Source organism: Moraxella sp. K1664 (assembly GCF_039693965.1).
GTDB lineage: Bacteria > Pseudomonadota > Gammaproteobacteria > Pseudomonadales > Moraxellaceae > Moraxella.
Map to the genome: position 1 here is coordinate 2058066 of NZ_CP155576.1, position 19552 is coordinate 2077617.

Annotated in this window: 18 protein-coding genes; 13 read left to right on the top strand and 5 right to left on the bottom strand. The window is 44.1% G+C overall.

Translation table 11 applies throughout. The features are described 5' to 3' along the window. The first annotated feature begins 9 nt into the window (after positions 1-9). From AAHK14_RS10155 to gloB, 4 genes are all read left to right on the top strand, one after another. The gene (locus tag AAHK14_RS10155) at positions 10-2409 is read left to right on the top strand and encodes a M48 family metalloprotease (protein WP_065255774.1); all 2400 of its coding nucleotides are present in this window, start codon (positions 10-12) and stop codon (positions 2407-2409) included. 58 nt (positions 2410-2467) lie between these two features. Then, positions 2468-3355 (top strand): hypothetical protein, encoded by an 888-nt coding sequence (locus tag AAHK14_RS10160; protein WP_065255773.1) that lies wholly within the window; start codon positions 2468-2470, stop codon positions 3353-3355. An 87-nt stretch (positions 3356-3442) separates the two neighbouring features. Next, positions 3443-4525: a 3-phosphoserine/phosphohydroxythreonine transaminase gene (gene serC, locus AAHK14_RS10165; protein ID WP_065255772.1), complete on the top strand. Its 1083-nt coding sequence runs from the start codon at positions 3443-3445 to the stop codon at positions 4523-4525. An 86-nt stretch (positions 4526-4611) separates the two neighbouring features. Beyond that, entirely contained in the window at positions 4612-5397 is a 786-nt protein-coding gene (gene gloB, locus AAHK14_RS10170) for a hydroxyacylglutathione hydrolase (RefSeq protein WP_065255771.1), read from the top strand. An 82-nt stretch (positions 5398-5479) separates the two neighbouring features. Here the strand turns inward: gloB and AAHK14_RS10175 are convergent, their stop codons facing one another. The 4 genes from AAHK14_RS10175 to AAHK14_RS10190 form a co-directional block, all read right to left on the bottom strand. Continuing rightward, positions 5480-7351, bottom strand: coding sequence for a J domain-containing protein (locus AAHK14_RS10175; RefSeq protein WP_227712960.1), 1872 nt, complete (start codon positions 7349-7351; stop codon positions 5480-5482). Next, positions 7351-9075, bottom strand: a complete 1725-nt coding sequence (locus AAHK14_RS10180) for a molecular chaperone HscC (RefSeq protein ID WP_065255769.1) — start codon at positions 9073-9075, stop codon at positions 7351-7353. Before AAHK14_RS10180 ends, AAHK14_RS10175 begins: the two co-directional genes overlap by 1 nt. 247 nt (positions 9076-9322) lie before the next feature. Next, positions 9323-9901 carry a hypothetical protein gene (locus AAHK14_RS10185; protein ID WP_065255768.1) on the bottom strand — a complete coding sequence of 193 codons (579 nt, stop codon included), beginning with the start codon at positions 9899-9901 and terminating at the stop codon, positions 9323-9325. A gap of 12 nt (positions 9902-9913) precedes the next feature. After that, positions 9914-10339 carry a helix-turn-helix transcriptional regulator gene (locus AAHK14_RS10190; protein WP_156065075.1) on the bottom strand — a complete coding sequence of 142 codons (426 nt, stop codon included), beginning with the start codon at positions 10337-10339 and terminating at the stop codon, positions 9914-9916. Between the two features lie 70 nt (positions 10340-10409). On the opposite strand from AAHK14_RS10190, the gene AAHK14_RS10195 reads away from it, so the two are divergent. Further along, complete coding sequence (locus AAHK14_RS10195) at positions 10410-10625, top strand: hypothetical protein (RefSeq protein WP_065255766.1); 216 nt, start codon at positions 10410-10412, stop codon at positions 10623-10625. Positions 10626-10712: 87 nt separating this feature from the next. On the opposite strand, the gene ilvD is transcribed toward AAHK14_RS10195, so the two are convergent. Next, positions 10713-12611 (bottom strand): dihydroxy-acid dehydratase, encoded by a 1899-nt coding sequence (gene ilvD, locus AAHK14_RS10200; RefSeq protein ID WP_065255765.1) that lies wholly within the window; start codon positions 12609-12611, stop codon positions 10713-10715. Between the two features lie 351 nt (positions 12612-12962). Between ilvD and AAHK14_RS10205 the strand changes: the two genes are divergently transcribed. From AAHK14_RS10205 to hfq, 8 genes are all read left to right on the top strand, one after another. Beyond that, entirely contained in the window at positions 12963-14159 is a 1197-nt protein-coding gene (locus AAHK14_RS10205; RefSeq protein WP_065255764.1) for an AI-2E family transporter, read from the top strand. Between the two features lie 177 nt (positions 14160-14336). Then, positions 14337-15383 carry a cell envelope integrity protein TolA gene (gene tolA, locus AAHK14_RS10210; protein WP_065255763.1) on the top strand — a complete coding sequence of 349 codons (1047 nt, stop codon included), beginning with the start codon at positions 14337-14339 and terminating at the stop codon, positions 15381-15383. A 43-nt stretch (positions 15384-15426) separates the two neighbouring features. Beyond that, positions 15427-15981 (top strand): MotA/TolQ/ExbB proton channel family protein, encoded by a 555-nt coding sequence (locus tag AAHK14_RS10215; protein ID WP_065255762.1) that lies wholly within the window; start codon positions 15427-15429, stop codon positions 15979-15981. 9 nt (positions 15982-15990) lie between these two features. Further along, positions 15991-16392: a biopolymer transporter ExbD gene (locus AAHK14_RS10220; RefSeq protein ID WP_065255761.1), complete on the top strand. Its 402-nt coding sequence runs from the start codon at positions 15991-15993 to the stop codon at positions 16390-16392. A 125-nt stretch (positions 16393-16517) separates the two neighbouring features. Continuing rightward, a complete protein-coding gene (locus AAHK14_RS10225) occupies positions 16518-17114 on the top strand; it encodes a 6-carboxytetrahydropterin synthase (RefSeq protein ID WP_065255760.1) in 597 nt (198 codons plus the stop codon). 129 nt (positions 17115-17243) lie between these two features. Next, positions 17244-17696, top strand: coding sequence for a tRNA (adenosine(37)-N6)-threonylcarbamoyltransferase complex ATPase subunit type 1 TsaE (gene tsaE, locus AAHK14_RS10230; RefSeq protein WP_227712959.1), 453 nt, complete (start codon positions 17244-17246; stop codon positions 17694-17696). After that, on the top strand, positions 17693-18832 hold the full coding sequence (gene miaA, locus AAHK14_RS10235; protein ID WP_065255758.1) for a tRNA (adenosine(37)-N6)-dimethylallyltransferase MiaA: 1140 nt from the start codon (positions 17693-17695) through the stop codon (positions 18830-18832). The genes tsaE and miaA overlap by 4 nt, the downstream gene beginning before the upstream one ends. Before the next feature lie 65 nt (positions 18833-18897). After that, positions 18898-19500: an RNA chaperone Hfq gene (gene hfq / locus AAHK14_RS10240; protein ID WP_065255757.1), complete on the top strand. Its 603-nt coding sequence runs from the start codon at positions 18898-18900 to the stop codon at positions 19498-19500. The last annotated feature ends 52 nt before the right edge of the window (positions 19501-19552 follow it).

The following is a 19552-nucleotide window of genomic DNA, read 5'->3' on the forward strand; positions in this document are numbered from 1 at the left end:
TGGTGATGTATGCCACAGCGAATTTATCAAAACTTTTTTGAATTACAACGCCATTACAAAAGAAACAGCATGGTGTTATATGCGTTATTTGTCATGGCGATGATGATTCATGTATTGCTTGCCTTATTATTTTTTATGATAATATGGTATGTCATCTTTGGTGATTTGGGTGGTTTTGCGTGGTTTTGGGTGCTGATTCTTGTACCCAGCTATTTTATCATGAGTGTTTTATATCATTATAATAAAATCAGCCATGATAATGACTTTTTATTAAAAGACATTGATGTCACACGCTTATTTATTAATATGTCAGGCGTGGATTTGCCTGTTAATCATTTTAATGATGATAAAGATAATAATAAAAAGAAAAAAAGACAACAGGTAATTTATGCCAAAGACATCAAGGACTTTGAGCCAAAATATCGGCGGTATTATGAATTTGCTGAGCAGTTAGCCATTGCGTCAAATATTACTTTACCCAAATTATACGTCATGGATGAGACGGGGGTAAATGCCTTTGTGGCAGGGGTTAATCAAGCAAATATGATGCTCGTTGTCAGTAAAGGGGCGTTAGAATTAGATAATGAAAGCCTTTATGGACTTATCGGGCATGAATATGGGCATATTTTACATGGCGATGCCAAATTAAATGTGCAAATGTATGTCTTAATGTCGGGGCTGTCATGGCTTTATGATGTTGCCGATGGCTTAGAATGGCTATCCAAATGGCGACAAAAACCCAAGGCCAAACGCTATCAATACCAAGATGATAAAGGCGAACACCAAGAATATGTGATTGTGATGGGTACGGGGCGATTGTCCATAGAGTTTATTTCTTTGGTGATTCGCTTATTGGGTTTTTTGGGTATGGCAAGTAGCGAATGGATAAAACAACATTTTAATCGTCAGCGTGAGTTTTTGGCGGATGCGACATCGGTGCAATTAACCCGTAGCGATGGCGTGGCAAAATTATTACAAACCTTACAGCGAACGCCGTATTTGGCACACGCCCAAAAACGCTATACCACGCATTTGAGTTATTTTTTCTTCCTAAACCCCCAAGATGCCCAGACATCTATTAATTGGCGTGAGCGAATGGGGCATATGGGTAGCACGCACCCGAGCAATCATGAGCGAATACTGGCGTTGAATGAGCATTATTATGATGACTTTGCCAAGATGGCGATTGATGATTTGGATGTGGATGTATTACAACAAACTCATGATAAAATGATGCTCATCAATTGGCATAAAAAATCAGGCGTGAGTGATTATACATTTGTGGAGTTTGTATTGTGTGATGATAAAGATATAGGTAAAGATAAAAATGCTCATTTATTTGTGAATTCTGGTGATAATAAAAAAGCGATTGACATTGCTATTTATAATAATGACATTGAAATATCACAAGATAAAGTGGTTAATGGCAGATTGGTTGTGAATAAATCATGGCAAGCCCAAAGCGAGATGATATACCCCAAGCAAGCCAGAGCCGATTATGAATTAAAAAATATTCATCATGTTAATATGACTCATGTCAAAAACATGACATTACCCCTTGTCATCGCTCGTTATTTGCGTAATGATGACCTACATCGCCCCATGAGTAAATTGTTTTCGCTGTTTTATGCGATTATCTTTTGTCATGATAATGATGGGTTTTATTTGTCCGATACACTGGATTTGGCAGATATTTTTTATATAAAATCAGGTAATAATGATACCATAAAAATAGATAAGTCTTTATTAAAAACCGTGGCAGAGATGGATAGGCGTATTGATAATGGCTTATTAATTCTGATTTATCATAGTATTATCAAGGATTTGGAGCATGATGATAAAAGAACTTTATTAAAAAATGACGTTCATCATCTATTGGGATTTATCAACAAGCCACATCATCCAGATAATCATCATAATGATTTAAGCCTATTATGGCAGGGCGTGCATTTATATCGCTTATTGGCGATATTTGCCGATGATATGGATATTACTGATAAGCCATTGTTACAAAAGCTGACATTCATGTATCATAAATATGACATGGACATGAATGATTGGATAATGATAACAGTAATGATATATATGGTTATGGCTCATTATGATGATGGCGATGACATAAAATGCCGTGCAAGCATACAACGGCTGATTCGGCTTATCAATCATGAGATTGTGATTAATGAGATGGACATGACAAAATTAATGCAAGCCATGAATGCATTTAGTGCGATAGATATGGTGTTGTGGCTGTTAAAATATCAGCAGAAAAATACATTGACGGCTAAGCGATATATTGATACACTACATACCGCTTTATTGGGCGATGGGATATTGTGTGAGCGTGATTATGAAATATTATTAACCTTACATCAATATTGGTGTCCTGATGATGAATTTGTTTTGTATTGATTTTATCCTAATTCTAAATTAACTTAAAAAATAATATTGGCAAAACGCCCCATATAACATGAATACCCTGTCCGACTGTCCGCCAAAGCTTGCCCAAAGTCGCCATATCCTAGCATTGGCGGGCATACCTTTGTGGGCAAAAAGACATTCAGTGGTGGGGCAGAGTAGGGCAGAGATTATAACCCTACCGCCTGCGTATGACCGCTTGCAACCCAATCCACGCTTGACTCATTTGTTGCCCGACGAGTTGCCTGCCAAGCCACATGCCAAGCCAAACACTACGCCAAACATCAAGCCAATATCTGACAAATCGCAAATCTTATCTGCCGTGGATGTCAGAGCGTTGCTCAGTCCTGCCAGTTTATCAGCCGATAATCCGTCATCTGCCGAATTAGCACCAGCCACGCCCGAATCACAAAGAGAGCTGGGGGGTAATACAACAGGCGAGCAAGCCCAATCCACAGCCCAGCCCCCAGTCCAACCAAATCCCATAACCAACCTTGCCCAAGCTCAGCCCTTTACTCCGCCTGCCCATCTTGACATCCGCTTCGCTCTACAAGGCGTGCGGTTCGGGCAGTGGGTGCTGATTGTGGATATGCTGATGATGAGCCGTGATGAGCAGTCGCTGTGGCAGTCGCTCAAAAATGCCCTAAGCAATCAAGCCAGTCATCAGCCCATTACCGCCTTTTATCGTGAGATTGGTTATCCATTGGTCAAAAACGAATTTCGCTCGGACGTGGGGCTAAATCCCGCCCAATATACCTTTGACGGCTTTGTCATTGGGCTTTGTGTGTCGCCCACCCATCATCAAGCGGTGCAAGTGGCGTTTTTGACAGATACGCCCGCAGGTGTTATCGCCCAAACCGCCCAGACCCTGCCGAGTATTCGCCAAATGATGACGAACCCTGCCCTAAAAAAGCAGTTTTGGCAAACGGTTGTGGGCTAAGTTGTGGCTAAATATGCCGATAACTGTTAAAATTTTACCAAAAATCTGCTACAATGCCGTATTCTCACCCACCTTTAAAGGATAGCTATGAACCGTCTTGCCAATTTTTGTGCTGGCCCTGCCACCATGCCCACCGAAGTCCTACAAAAAGCCCAAACCGAGCTGTTAGACTGGCGTGGCAGGGGCACCTCCGTCATGGAGATTAGCCACCGCAGTGCCGATTATATTGAGATTGCCACCAAAGCCGAGCAGGATTTACGCACGCTCATGGGTATCTCGGACGACTATGCCGTGCTGTTTTTGCAAGGCGGTGCGTCATTGCAATTTTCTGCCATTCCCTTTAACCTGCTAAATGGCGGTACGGCTGATTATCTAAATACTGGCACATGGTCAGAAAAGGCTTATAAAGAAGCCAAACGCTATGAAACGCTAGGCTTGGGTAAGATTAACCTAGTCGCACAAGGGGGTGGCAAGGACGTACCCATGCCCGACACTTGGGAGCTAACAGACGGTGCGTCCTATTTTCACTACTGCCCCAACGAGACCATTCATGGCGTGCAGATTTTTGATACGCCAAAAGTAAACGCTCCTATCGTGGCGGATATGTCGTCTTGTATCCTATCTGAGCCGATTAACGTGAATGATTTTGGGCTCATCTATGCAGGGGCTCAAAAGAACATTGGACCTGCTGGCTTGACCCTTGTCATCGTCCGCAAAGACCTAATGGAGCAGGCAAGTGCGTGGTGTCCCAGCATTTTAAATTATAAAAATCAAGCAGATAGCGACAGTATGCTCAACACCCCGTCCACGTTTGCGTGGTATTTGTCGGGCTTGGTGTTTGAATGGCTACTGGCAAATGGCGGGGTAGAAGGCATTGCCAAAACCAACCGAGCCAAAGCCGAGCTACTATATCAAGTCATTGATAATTCTAGCTTTTATGACAATGCCGTCAATCCACGCCACCGTTCTATCATGAACGTGCCGTTTACGCTTGCCGATAGCGAGCTTGATAAAGTCTTTTTGGAAAAATCTAAAAATGCAGGGCTGTTAAATCTAAAAGGTCATCGTGTCGTTGGTGGTATGCGAGCAAGTATCTATAATGCCGTAACCTATGAGCAGGTGCAGGCGTTGGCGGACTTTATGAAAGAATTTGAAAAAACGCACGCTTGATTTTATGATAATTTGACGTAGGGGCGGATTTGGTTCGCCCTTATTTTTACAACCGACCAGTCGGTTTTTATATTTTGGAAAAACTCATGCACATTACCCCCATTCCGATTTTAAATGACAATTATGTTTGGCTTATCGCGAAGGACGACAACGCCATTGCCGTGGATATTGGCGATGATAAGCCCGTGCTGGATTATCTAAATCAGCATAATCTCAACCTATCTGCCATTTTAATCACCCATCATCACGATGACCACATTGGCGGTGTGGCAAGTGTCAAATCCGCTTATCCCAATGCCCGTATTTACGCCCATAAGTCGCACCTTAACGCCATTGGCATGACCCCTGATGTGGCGTGCGATGAGAATAGCGAATTTGAACTGCTCGGCTTGACTTTTAAAGTATGGAAAACGGCAGGACATACCGACACGCATTTGTCCTATTTGTGTGATATGGACGACAAGACCCATGTATTTTGTGGCGATACGCTATTTAGTGGCGGTTGTGGACGGGTGTTTACAGGGACGATTGGGAAGTTATTTGATAGCATGGAGCGGTTTGATACCTTGCCTGCTGATACGCTGTTTTATCCCACGCATGAATATACGCTCTCCAATCTCAACTTTGGCTTGTCGGTATGTGATGAGACGACCAAAAAAGAGATTTTGAGTTATAAAAATACTGTGGAAAATGAATTAAAAGACAATATTCCGTCCTTGCCAACATCTTTAAAGCAAGAACGGCTAATCAACGTCTTTTTGCAAACCGATAATCCAGCGATGATAAATAACATTAAGCAAATTTATCCCTTAAATCATGATGATAAATTATCGGTGTTTTCGGCACTGCGTGAATTAAAAAATAAGTTTTGATAATAGGCGTTATTAAAAAACATTTTACCATTTTTAAATTTGGGCGAAACACATTCGCCCAACATTCATAGATTTTTATTTATCACTCTTCTTCTGTCTCATAAGTAAATGATTTAAACAATAAAAATATCCCAAAAGCGACAATCACACTAAGTAACGGCAATGACAATAATAAGCATAAAGCATAAATCATTGCAAAAAACATAAATAGCATGGAGACACCAACCAGTATTTGTAGGCTTAAATTCGCCATAGGGTGTAGCCAGTGCATTTTGTCATTATGGGCAAATAGATGAATACCAATCGGCAAACAAATAATAACCCACAATAAAGGCGTATATGCCATAATGGCATCTTTAAATTCCAAATCCTGAGTTAATAAGACCACACTCGGATAAAATACCGCCAATATCAAAAACACAAATACCGCCACCCAATACGCCTGTATGACAAAAGGATTGCCATAGCGATTGGCTCGCATGAGCGACCACCACAGTCCAAATCCTGCCAAATGAGCCAAGAAATAGCTTGGTTTGTCATACAGCTCGGTAATATTCGTTACGCCGTCTATGACAACTTCATGTTCTTTCCAAACCCGATAAAATGAAAATGACAGAATGCCAAAAATTAACGGCAATGAAATATATAAACTTCTTAAAAAATGAGCATTGGGCTGATAGACATAATCTTGATAAGAAAACTCACTGGGATTGGTAAATAAATGCCAACGTAATTGCCAAAAAATCATCATGGCAAATACAAATAAAGCAATCGGCAAAACATGGCGATTTAACCATGACAAATCGCCAGCAATGATTAAAGAGAATATTGAACCTATTAAAAACACCCCACCAAAAGCAAATGCCAGATAAATGGGTCTAAATACGCCTTTATTGACACATTGATTTAATAAGCCATATTCTTTATCATGATTTAGGATATTGTGATACAGGTTATTACCATTTGAGTTTTCTTGTTCTTGATTGGCGTGTCGGGTTAATAATTCATTGACCTTTTGTAAATCATGGTTTAATACAAGCAGATATTCAGGATAAAAAGATTTTTTGATAAAATGCCATAAAAACACCGCCCGATTTCTGGGTTTTGGCGAATAATAATAATTATATAAGACAGGGTAATTATCCATTAAAAATTCATGGAATTTACCATAAGTCGAAAAGGGCGGTGCTTGGTATTGATACCGCTCTTGTAAATCAATCAACCGAGACCACGGATAACGCTCTATTTGCCATGATTGTATGATTTCATGCCACGCAAATGTCCCAAACGCATGGCGATAGCTTTTGGGATATTCGGCATTTGACCATGTCAAAAAGTCCAACAATGCCTGTTCATAATCCATACGTTCATCAAGGGCGAATGTGTACAAACTGTCGGTTTGGGCGTAGAGTACGTCAAGTAGGGCTTGGTCTTTGTCTGCCACGTCATCATCATTGTCAATGTCATACCACAACGAGCTAAAATGTGGGCTGTTGTCCACGTCCTGCCAATCATCATCGCTGTTATGGCTGTCATCGGCTGTCTTATCATAAGGCGTATCGTGCGAATGCTCGTCATCGTCCGCCAATGGCGATTTATCCAGTAGCGACTCATCAAACGCACTGATATAATTTGTGATGATAAGCCCGTGTTGGCTAGGCTTGGCTATGTCCTTTGTGTCATCATGATTGTTATCAAGATGATTAGCCTTGTCATCGTCCGCACATTCATCGCCCACGCTGTCATCTTGCCAATCATCATCTTGATAATCATCATCGTCATCATTGGCATAATAATAGCGTGTGGCAAGGGCGGTTTCATAGGCTTCACGCAACGCCTTAAAGCCGTCTGGATTTTTGTCGGGTTTGTTGTGTTTGAGCTGTTTGGCATAAGCCTTTTTAATGGCGGATTCGTCATCGGTCGGCTCTATGCCCAGTATTTGCCATGCCGTCATCACCAGTCGTCCCTGCTTTCTATGTTATCCAAAAATTCACCAAATTTGACTTGGGCGTGGCGGATTTTGTCGGTGTCTTGGCTGTCAAGCACGCTCTCAAACCATGCGATGAGTCGCCCCACTTCGTCCCTGTCATGTCCTAGCCGTTGAGAGTACAAGCGTTCGGATCGTGCGATGAGCGTGCGACTTTCTAGCGTGTCTCGTGGGTGGATTTTTAGGGCGGAAAGTTTGTCTTTAGACGCTTTTAGCTCGGTGTCGGTTAGGCGTTTTGCCCCATTTTCTATCACAAGATTGTGCTGATTGCCCCCTGCGTCTATGTCCACTTCCAAAAGCCCGTTCACGTCATAAGAAAAACGCACGTCTATGGATAGCTCGGTGGCTTTGCCTTTGTAGGTGTGGGGGACTTTGACGGTGATTTCGCCCAGTTTGATATTATCCTTGACCAGCCGAGCTTCGCCTTGATAAATGCCAAATCGCACTTCGGTTTGGTCATTATAAACAGGGCTAAAATTTTGCACACGACTGGTAGGAATGACCGTATTTCGCTCAATGATAGGGGCAAAAATGCCGTCCCGTCTCTCGGTTTCACTTATCTGCATACTGGTCTGCACCCCAAGCGAATAGGGCGATACGTCTGTCAGAACCAGCTCATCTAAGGCAGAATCTTCGGCGATAAGTCCCGCCTGAATGCTCGCCCCAATGCCAATGGCTTCATCAGGATTTAGGCTTGCGGTGGGAAAACGCCCAAGCAGACGGGCAATCATCTTTTTAAACATGGGCATACGAGTAGAACCGCCAACCAACACAATCGCGTCCAACTCTCGCACTTTTAGCCCTGCATCTCGCACCGTGCGTTCTATGGGAGCGGTGATTTTGGCAAATAGGGACTGGCAGAGTGTCTCAAACTCATCGTCATTTAGTGTATAACTGTACTCTTTTTCATCAAGCGTTAGACGAATCTCGGTGCTATTTTGGGTGGATAAGGTGCGTTTGGCAGACTCACAAGCATCGTACAGCAGAGCGTAATGACGTTGCCAAAAGTCGGCAGGCGTGCCTTGTTTTTCGTGATGAGCGATAAAATCTTTGATGATGATGTCGGTAAAATCTTCTCCGCCCAACAGGTTATCCCCTGCGGACGCTTTGACTTCCATGACCCCTGCAAACAGTTCAAGCAAGGTAACGTCAAACGTCCCCCCGCCCAAATCCAGCACCAAAAATTTGCGTTCATCATCGTCATCATACTCATGCAAGCCATACGCCATAGCGGCGGCGGTCGGCTCGTTGATGAGACGGACGACATTTAGCCCTGCAAGTGTTGCCGATGTTTTGGTGGCTTCTCGTTGGTGGTCGTTAAAATAGGCAGGCACTGTGATGACCACGTCCGTAACGTCATGTCCCAGATGTGTTTGTGCGTCTTGTTTGAGTGATTTTAGGATAAGTGCCGACAGCTCTTCGGGGCTAAACTTTTGGCTATGTTTGCCTGTGGTGAGCGTGTAGGTTTTTTGGCTTCCCATAAAGCGTTTAAAGGTGCTGGCGGTGGCGGTCGGGTGGCTAATTAGACGTTCTTTGGCAGGTTCACCAACTAAAATCCGCCCGTCATCGTCCACGCTCACCACAGACGGCGTTAGCACCTTGCCAAGTGCGTTTGGGATAAGTGTGGGTTTGCCGTCTTTAAAATAACTGATGAGACTGTTGGTCGTCCCCAAATCAATACCGACTATCATAATAATCCTATTTTTAAAATGAAAATAAGAATTATAACAGATTTTTGGCGGTAAAATGGGTTATTTTAAGAGTTTGGGATTGTTAAATAAAAATATATTTTAAAATTTGAATGTGTAGGGGCGAATTGCAATTCGCCCAAAAATCAACATCTTATCAAAGGGCAAATGTGATTTTCCCCTACAAATTTATCCAAAGGTATAGTTAATGAATAATACCAAAAGTTTAAATCATGCCATTTTACCAAAACTATGCCGTCAGATAAATTACCGCCCAAAATATGCCTAAGACAGCACAAGCAATAAGTAGATTTTTAGCCAATTCTTTATGATAACTTATCATCGCTTGTTTGTCTTTTCTGATTTGAAAAATGCTAAACAAGTATTTTAAAAATCCCCTGACAAAAAACGCCCCAATCATACCGACAAATATATGCCCTAGATGATAGGTTTTAAAAGATATGGGTATAATTTTATTGCCCTTAATCTGATATTCAGAATGGCTCATATACATAGCACTTTCATTGATAAACAGATAGTTGCCATTATCCAACTGTTTTAAACAATCTTCTATGCAATCCTTGTCAGGTATGGTTAATGGCAGTTTGGGATTGGTTTGATATTCTTGCCACGTTTGACGATAATAGCCATTATCGGCATCTGTACCAATTATCATAAATCCATCATGGGGCGTATCATTGAGCTGATAACGCTCTGTGTTTAATTCGCTGATACCATGAGAAATGACACCTGCTAAAACAAACCATAGGATAATTAAGCCTATGGTTTTGATAGTGGCATAAAGGAATAATAAAAAGGCTTTTAGCATAATAATGTAAAACTAGGCAAGTTTTTCTTGGAGTAATGCCAAAATTCCTTTTAAGGTTTTTAATTCATCATCTTTTTGGGCAAGTAATTCATCTTTATGAGCGATAATGAGTTGCAATTTTTCAATTTCAGCTTGTGATTTATCTCCGCTATAATAATTGCCTTGAAAATTATTGTATCCACCATTCAACTCATAGATAATATTATGTTCTTTATTTGGGATTAAATCAAAGATATTAACTTCCAAAATATCAGCAATCTGTTGTAGGCGGTCAATGCTAATCCTAGTTTCACCACGTTCAATCTTAGAATAACCACTTGGGGAGATTTCCAACGCATTTGCAATCTCTTCTTGTGTAAACCCCTTGGTTTCTCTTATGTCTTTTATTTTTTCAAAAACCAGCATACAATTCTCCACTTTTTCGCCAGTAAATTTCACTTTTTGGAATGGTTAAGCATATCACGAAATGATAAAATCATCAATATATTCAATCTTGGAGAAATTTACCATGAAAAAACCTTCTTTGGCTATTGTGGCGGTTTTGCCATTATTTTTAACAGCGTGTTCTGACCCAACATGGAATAAAGCAGGTGTTAATCTATACGAAACCCAAAACCAGTTGGCAAAATGTCAATATGAAATTGGATTGGCAAAGGTCAGTAAAGACGAAAAAACTGCTTTACTAAATCAATGCATGAAATCAAAAGGATTTAGATATAACTAATCTAATTTGAAAATTCCAACCATTAAATTTTACCTAATAAAAAACTGGACAATCAACCTTGTCCAGTTTTTTATGCCAAATTGACAATCACTCAACTTGACTCACATCTCTCACTGCCCCTGTATCGGCACTTGTCGCCATAGCGGCATAGGCTCGCAAGGCTTGGGACACATAGCGTTCACGGTCTACAGGTTTCCACGCTTGTTTGCCACGCTCGTTCATGGCGGCACGGCGTTTGGCAAGCTCATCGTCCGATACGTCCAGATGAATGGTGCGGTTTGGAATGTCAATCTTGATGATGTCAAACTCTTCCACAAGCCCAATCGCACCACCTTCGGCAGCCTCAGGGCTTGCGTGTCCGATAGACAGCCCCGATGTACCACCGCTAAATCTGCCGTCCGTGAGCAACGCACACGCCTTGCCTAGACCTTTGGATTTTAGATAAGACGTGGGGTAGAGCATTTCTTGCATACCAGGCCCGCCTTTGGGGCCTTCATAGCGGATAATGACGATGTCGCCTGCCACGATTTTGTCCGCCAAAATTGCTTCTACTGCACTGTCTTGGCTTTCAAAGACTCTGGCACGCCCTGTAAAGGTCAAAATGCTCTCGTCCACGCCTGCGGTTTTGACCACACAGCCACGCTCGGCAATGTTGCCAAACAGCACCGCCAAACCGCCGTCTTGACTGTACGCAAATTCTTTGGAGCGGATACAGCCCGATTCACGGTTCAAATCAAGATTGCCCCAGACTTTGTTTTGGCTAAATGCCTGCGTGGTGCGTACGCCAGCAGGGGCGGCAATGTACAGCTCTCGGGCGGTTTGGTTATCAGGGTTCATTACGTCCCATTTGGCAAGGGCGTCCGCTAGGGTCGGGCTATGCACGGTTGGCACGTTGGTGCGGATTAGTCCTGCTCTATCAAGCTCCGCCAAAATCCCCATCACGCCCCCTGCACGGTGCACGTCTTCCATGTGGTATTTTTGCGTGGCAGGGGCGACTTTGGATAGGCACGGCACGGCACGAGATAGACGGTCAATGTCCGCCATTTTAAAGTCCACGCCTGCTTCATTTGCCGCCGCCAATAGGTGCAAAATGGTGTTGGTACTACCGCCCATGGCAATATCAAGGCTCATGGCGTTTAAAAATGCATCTTTGGTAGCGATAGAGCGTGGCAAAACGCTATAATCATCTTGTTCATAATGGCGTTTGGCAAGCTCAACAATCAGCCGACCTGCTTCCAAGAAAAGCTCTTTACGCTTGGCGTGCGTGGCAAGTAGTGAGCCGTTGGCAGGCAATGACAGCCCCAATGCTTCGGTTAGGCAGTTCATGGAGTTGGCGGTAAACATACCCGAGCATGAGCCACAAGTTGGGCAAGCAGAACGCTCCACATTTGCCACGTCTTCATCGCTGATAAGGTCATCGGCGGCATCAATCATCGCATCGACTAGGTCAAGTTTACGTATCTTTTTACCACTCTCATCGGTAATGGTCTCGTGCGTCATGTGTCCGTCATGTACTTCGCTTGCCAGCACCTTGCCAGCTTCCATAGGGCCGCCTGAGACAAAGACCACAGGGATATTTAGGCGTAAGGCAGCCATGAGCATACCAGGGGTGATTTTATCGCAGTTGGAGATACACACAAGGGCATCTGCACAGTGGGCGTTTACCATATATTCCACGCTGTCGGCAATCAAATCACGGCTTGGCAAGCTATACAGCATACCGCCATGCCCCATGGCAATGCCGTCATCCACGGCAATGGTGTTAAATTCTTTGGCAACGCCCCCTGCCTTTTCAATCTCACGGGCGACAAGTTGCCCCATGTCTTTTAGATGAACATGACCCGGCACAAACTGCGTGAATGAGTTGGCAATGGCAATGATTGGCTTATTAAAATCATCGTCCGTCATGCCTGTGGCACGCCATAAGGCTCTTGCCCCTGCCATGTTGCGACCGTGTGTGGAAGTTTTTGAGCGGTATTGTGGCATAATTTTTTTTCCTAAATTGGCGGTTGGCTAAAAGGGTTATTTTAGCACTTTTTAAAGGATAATATTTGACAAATTTTATTTATAATTTTTATAAATTTACAAACTTTTAATTATAAAAATACAATCATTTAACTTTAAAATGCACCAATGGCAGTAAGGTGTGTATTACGCACCCTGCCATACGACAAATGAATTGTTTAAAAGTTAGCATTGGTGCAAATTGGGATAATTGACCATAAATCAGCATTTTACAAAAATCCCTTGCCAAATTCGCCATTTTGGGCTACATTTGCACTTTTATTTATCCAATCTGCATCAAACCAATTTAGCCCATTCATCTAAGTGCCTGCCATGACCACATCTTACAAATCCGCCATTGTCTTTTTTGTCACCCTTGTCCTATTTTTGATGAGTTTTTATTATCTTATCCAAGTGTGGCTTATGGTATTTGCGTCCATTTTGGTGGCGGTGTTTTTGCTAAGTTTGGCACGGCTCACCTGCCAAATTCCCAAAGTGGGCGACTACTTTGCCAAACTGCCCCACGGCGTGCAAGTCGGTGCGGTAACGGTGGCGGTGCTGTCGGTGGTGGCAGGGTTTTTGGCGATGTTTGGCTCGGAGCTTGTCGCCCAATTTCAAGACATGAAAGAGCTTGCCCCCAAGTCCTTTGATGCCATAAAAGAGTACGCCAAGGGCTATCCTGTCATCTATGAATGGCTGACCCAAAATGCGTGGGCAGTGGAATTTCAACAAGACCCCAAGGCATTTTTTGCCAAATTCCAAGAAAACATTGTCGGCGGATTGCCTGCATTTTTTGGGGGTATGTTAAGCGGTTTGGGGACGTTTTTTGTGATTTTGGTGGTGGGGCTGTTTTTGGCATTATCGCCAAGCGTGTACACCAAAAGTGCCATTGCCCTTGTGCCAAAGCCGTATCGAGACAAGGGCGAATACCTGCTAAAACGCAGTTATGGAGCGATAGAGCAATGGCTCATCGGGCAGTTTGTGGTCATGGCGTTTGTGGGTGTGGCGACAGGGGTGGCGTTGTGGCTTATGGGCATTCCGTTTGCGTTGGCAATGGGCGTGATTGCCTTTGTGCTGGATTTTGTGCCTGTGATTGGTCCTTGGCTGTCGGCGGTGCCGATTTTGCTCCTTGTGCTGATTGTCTCGCCTGATTTGTTACTGTGGACACTTGTTATGATTGTCGTGGTTCAGCAGTTAGAAAGCTATGTGGTCGCCCCAATGGTGCAACAACGACTCATCGACCTGCCCCCTGTGGCTCTGCTACTTTCGCAAATCATCATGGGAACGCTTACTGGCGTGCTTGGCATTGCCATGGCGACACCGCTTATGGTGGTAGCGATTGTGTGGGTGCAGGTGGTGTATGTGAAGTTTGTCTTACAAGATTATTCAATCAAAGTGCTTGACCAAAACGAAAACGACATGAAAACCGACCCCTATGCCGATTATGACGCTTATAAGGCAAAAAGCGAGCCGAAAGTGGTGGTGTTATCTCCAAAGCAAGAAACGGACGACACGGACGAGAAATCTTAATTGTGAAATTTTTAAAAATAATCATTCTTAACCCCTTGCAATTTGTACAAAATTTAAGATAATATACCGATTGATAATTGTTATCGTTTCTTACTTTTTTATCCGTTTTGTATAACTTTTTGTTATGATCAATGCTGTTTAAACCCAAAAACAGCGTTTTTCTTTTGTGGGCTTGTGATGATGACTTTTGAGCATTCTAATAAATACAAGGTGTTGGCGGCGGCTGTGGCGATTATTTTGCATGGCGTGGCAGGCGTGGGTTTGGCGACCATGCAAATGCTCCATATCGAGCCACCCAAAATCACGCCACCGCTTGAAATTCAGATGATTAAGCTTAATAACGAAGAGTCGCCCGAGCCACCAACTCCCATACCTGCTCCTGAGCCAACGCCCACCCCTGCACAGTCTGTGGCAGCACCTGCCCCACCAAAGGCAAGTCCACCACCACCAAAAGCTCCCAAGCCTGAGTCTAGACCTGAACCCAAAAAAGAATCTGTTAAACTCGAATCCAAAGAACCGCCCAAGGTTACAGAGCCACAGGTGGACATCATCGCTCAGGAGCGGGCTCAAAAAGCCTTTGAACTACAACAGCAAAGAGAGCGAGAACAGCGTGAGCGTGAGCAACAAGAAAGAGAACGCCAAGCTGAGCGAGACAGACAAGCTGAGTTAGCACGCCAACAAGCTGAGCGAGACAGACAGGCAGAATTGGCACGCCAAAAAGCCGAAGCCGATGCCAAAGCCCGTGCCGAAGCGGACGCAAGAGCAAAAGCCAAGGCAGAAGCCGATGCTCGTGCCAAAGCCGAAGCCGATGCCAAAGCCCGTGCCGAACAAGGTCAAGGCAGGGGCGGTGATGGTAAAGACACCAAAACCGACAATAAAACTGGCAATAAAGACACGACAAAAAGTGGTGGTACTGGCGGCGGCGAGCTAAAAGGTCAAAATCTTGGCACTGTCTCCAATGCCAGTTGGCAAAGACCGCCGAATTTTCGTGGGCTTGATTTTAGTGAAGTGTCGGGTACACCACCACCTTTTACAGTAACACTGACGGTAGATGCCACTGGTAAAATTACGAATATATCTGGTATTAATACGGGTAATGCAAACCTAAACAGACAAATCAGGCGAGCATTAACACAAGCCAGATTACATCCCTTTAAATCAGCAAGTGGTCAGCCGATGTCAGGTACTGCAAGCTATGGGATTAATTTTAATGAAAAAAATTAGCATACAACAATTTTACTTAACCCATTCTTTATAAGGAATGATTATGGATTTTGCACATTATTGGCAATATACTGACATGGTCAGTAAAACATTATTTTTTATCTTGATTGCTTTGTCATTGGTTTCATGGTTTGTGGGTATTACTCGCCTGCTTAGCTCTCGCCAAATGGCAGGCGTGATTGGCGATGAGCTCACTGCCGAGATTGATAACGTCAGCAAAGATTTTGGCGAGCTTGATTTTAATCAACGCAAAATCATCACCGAGCAGAGCCTGTTACAGAACATCGCTCGCTACCGTTTTGAGCTTGAAAAGGGCTTATCGGTACTGGGTACGACCGCTGCCATTGCCCCATTTATCGGGCTGTTTGGGACGGTGTGGGGGATTTTTCATGCCTTGCATTCTATCGGTCAGAGCGGGCAGGCAGGACTTGCCCAAGTGGCAGGGCCGGTGGGTGAAGCCTTGATTATGACAGGTTTAGGTCTGGCGGTGGCGATTCCTGCGGTGGTGTTTTTTAACATCATCACACGTATCAATAAGCGTGCCATTCATCACGCCAACGATACCGCTCACGCACTGCTTGCCCGTGTGGCTCGCTAAGGGGGCGATATGGCATTTGAGCTAGGCGACAACGACAATGGGGGCATGAATGAGATTAACCTTATTCCCTTGATTGACATCATGCTGGTACTCATGATTATCTTTTTGGTTACGGCAACGGTGCTAAACCCGACCGTACCGCTTGATTTACCAAAGACATCGGCACAGGTCAATGACATGCCCCCCGATGTGATACAGGTGAGTATCAATGACAAGGGCGAGATTTTTTGGGACGAGACCAAACTGAGCCTAGATGAGCTTTCCGCTCGTTTTGGCGAAGAAGTGGCAAAAGGTAAAGACCCACAGGTTCATCTGCGTGCTGATAAAGAAGGCAAATATGACACAGTCGCCCAAGTGCTGGCAACGGCAAGTGGGGCAGGGCTGACTAAGATTGCTTTTGTCAATGAATAAATACTTTTCAATCAATAAAGCCCTGCATTATGTGGGGTTTTATTTATTTGGGCTAAAAATGCGTATCCGTCCAAAACCCAAATTTCATGATATAATACAAAAAATTAACTACACAACATTCAAAAATGCGTATCCGTAAACTCTTTAAATTTGAAAATGCCCACATCGTCCGTAACTGCACGTCCGACCGTTGTAGTCGTTCCATTCATGGGCATAGCTACCAAGTGGAGCTGATTTTAGAAGCCCACGCCCTTGACAATGGGCAAATGGTCTATGATTTTGGGCTATTAAAGTCGCACATCAAGGACTTGATTGACAGCTTTGACCATGCCATTACCTTTTGGGATAAGGACGATAGCGATTATATCCGTGCGTGCAAGGACTTTTCGGCTCGCTGGATAAGCCTGCCTGTGTCGCCGTCTGCCGAGCAGTTTAGCCGTGTGATTTTTTATTGGGCGGACAAAGTCATGCAAAATACCACCACCCAAAATGGCGAAACAGGCGTATCTGTCTATTCGGTCATCGTCCACGAGACCGCCACAGGCTATGCTCAGTGTTTTAAAGAAGATGTGGAAAACGAACGCATGGGCAAATTGTCGCTGGATATGTTTGATTTTAGCGAACAAGTCAAAGCCGAGTGGGGCGATAGCGAGCTGTTTGATAAGCTAAAACGTGGTGAGAAATTTGTCAATCCACAGCCGTTAAGACAGGTTAAAGTATGACGGATAAGGGTGTTTATTTAAATGAACAAGAATGGGAACGAATGTTGCAAATTCTACAAAATCCGCCCGAACCCAATGAAAAAATGAAAGCTCTTTTTGAACGTGGCAAAACATTATTTGCCAATTGTGATGATACTCTTAGCGATGATGAATACCATTATTTTAAACAATGAAACCGACACCGAGCGTCTTGCCAACGCCCTTGCCAAAATCAATCCCACAGGCAGTCTGTGGCTATCGGGCGATTTGGGGGCGGGCAAGACGACCTTTACCCGTTATCTTTTGCGTGCATTAGGGCATACAGGGGCGGTAAAAAGCCCAACTTATACCCTAGTTGAGCCGTATAACATCAACGGCAAGCCCGTGTACCATGCCGACCTATATCGCCTAAATGACCCAGAAGAGCTGGATTTTATTGGCTTTTTTGAATATTTTGATGAGTCAAATTCGCTGGTTGTCATCGAATGGGCAAGTCGTGCCGAGAGCATTTTACCAAAGCCTGATATAACGATAAACATTACAAGACAAGCCGATGAGAGTAGGGCGGTTCAGATTGTTGGGATTGAGCTAGAGTTGTCATGAATTTACATTATCAATCCCTGCCTGATAACACCGTCCTATCCCTTATCGCCCCGACTGCTAGCGGTAAGACCGATTTGGCGTGCCGTCTGTATGAGACGGGGCGGTTTGAGCTGATTTCGGTGGACAGTGCGTTGATTTATCAGGACATGAACATCGGCACAGCAAAACCGACCGATGATGAGCTTGCCCGTTTTCCGCATCATCTCGTTAATATCATCAAGCCAACCGAAACTTATAATGTGGCGACTTTTGTGGCGGACGTGGAGCGACTCATTGGCGACGTTCACACACGGGGTAAGATTCCGCTACTTGTGGGCGGTACGATGATGTATTATATGGCACTACTTGACGGCTTGTCCGCCGTGCCTGACACCGACCCCGTCATTCGTGGACAGGTCATGGCGTGGCTGTCTGACAAAGGCATTGGCGAGTTGTACGCTTATCTGCAAATGCACGACCCTAAGATTTGTCAGCGTCTAAAAATATCCGACACCCAGCGTATCACAAGGGCAGTAGAAGTGCATATGCAGACAGGCACGCCCATGAGTGTTTGGCAAGATACGCCCAAAGTCGCCCCGTGCCAAAATCCGCACCAATATTGGCTAACCCTATCGGTAGAGCCTGAGCGTGCGTGGTTACATGAGCGTATCGCCAAACGCCTTGATATCATGTGGGAGCAGGGTCTGGTAGATGAAGTGATTTATCTTTTGCAAAAATACCCCGACCTAACGCCTGATATGCCGTCCATGCGGTGCGTGGGCTATCGGCAGGTATTGGAATTTTTGGCGATAACCGACCATGAGATTATGCAAATTTCCCCCATTTGGCAAGCGTTTGCTCTAAATTTACAAAAAAACAACAAAATGACTGCCGAAAATGGCAAGAATTTTGTAACAAAAGGGCAAAATATGCATGATATGGCTTGCCAAGACATGAAAAATAAGGCATTATATGCAACAAGGCAACTGGCAAAACGCCAATCAACATGGCAAAAACAACTGACCAGTTTACCCCAATTTATAAACGCCAACGAAATGAATAAAACAAAGGCCAGCATAACAAGTGACCCCCAATCACAGCAACGGATTTTTTCATTTGCAAGCATGAAAGACGCACAAAATGAGCTTTTGGCGTGATTTTTTAACGTATTTTTCCAAGCACCGCTGGTTGCTTTTTCTTGTGTTAATTTTGGAGAACAACAATGTCAAAAGGGCAAAGCCTACAAGACCCCTTCCTAAACGCTCTGCGTAAAGACCGCATTCCTGTATCTATTTTTTTGGTGAATGGTATCAAGCTACAAGGTCAGATTGAGTCATTTGACCAGTATGTCGTATTGCTTAAAAATACCGTCAGCCAAATGGTCTATAAGCACGCCATTTCTACCGTTGTCCCCACTCGCAACCCACGCACAGATGGTGCAACCCCTAGCACAGGTACGGGTTATCCGTCATCGGTGGGCGTGATGAGTGGCAATAACTATCAAGGCACAGGCTATCCTAATGCAGGCTTTGACCGTCAAGGCTTTGGCGGTGGGGCGGGCACGACCCGTCCTGTGGGTGGCTTTACTCGCACTCCGCCAAACCAAGGTTTTAGCGGTCAAGGCTTTGAACGTGGTGGCTATCCACAAGGGGGCATGGGCTTTAATCAGGGCTTTGAGCGTTCAGGTTTTGAAGAGCGTGGTTTTGATGGTAAAGGCTTTGAGAAAAATGAACGTGGTTTTGATGGCAAGGGATTTGATAATAAAGCCTTTGACAACAGCACCTTTGACCGCCAAGGGTTTGACAAAACCAATGACGATGAATGACGTCACTCGTGGTAATTAACCATGCCAAAAAGCTCACATGATGTGGGCTTTT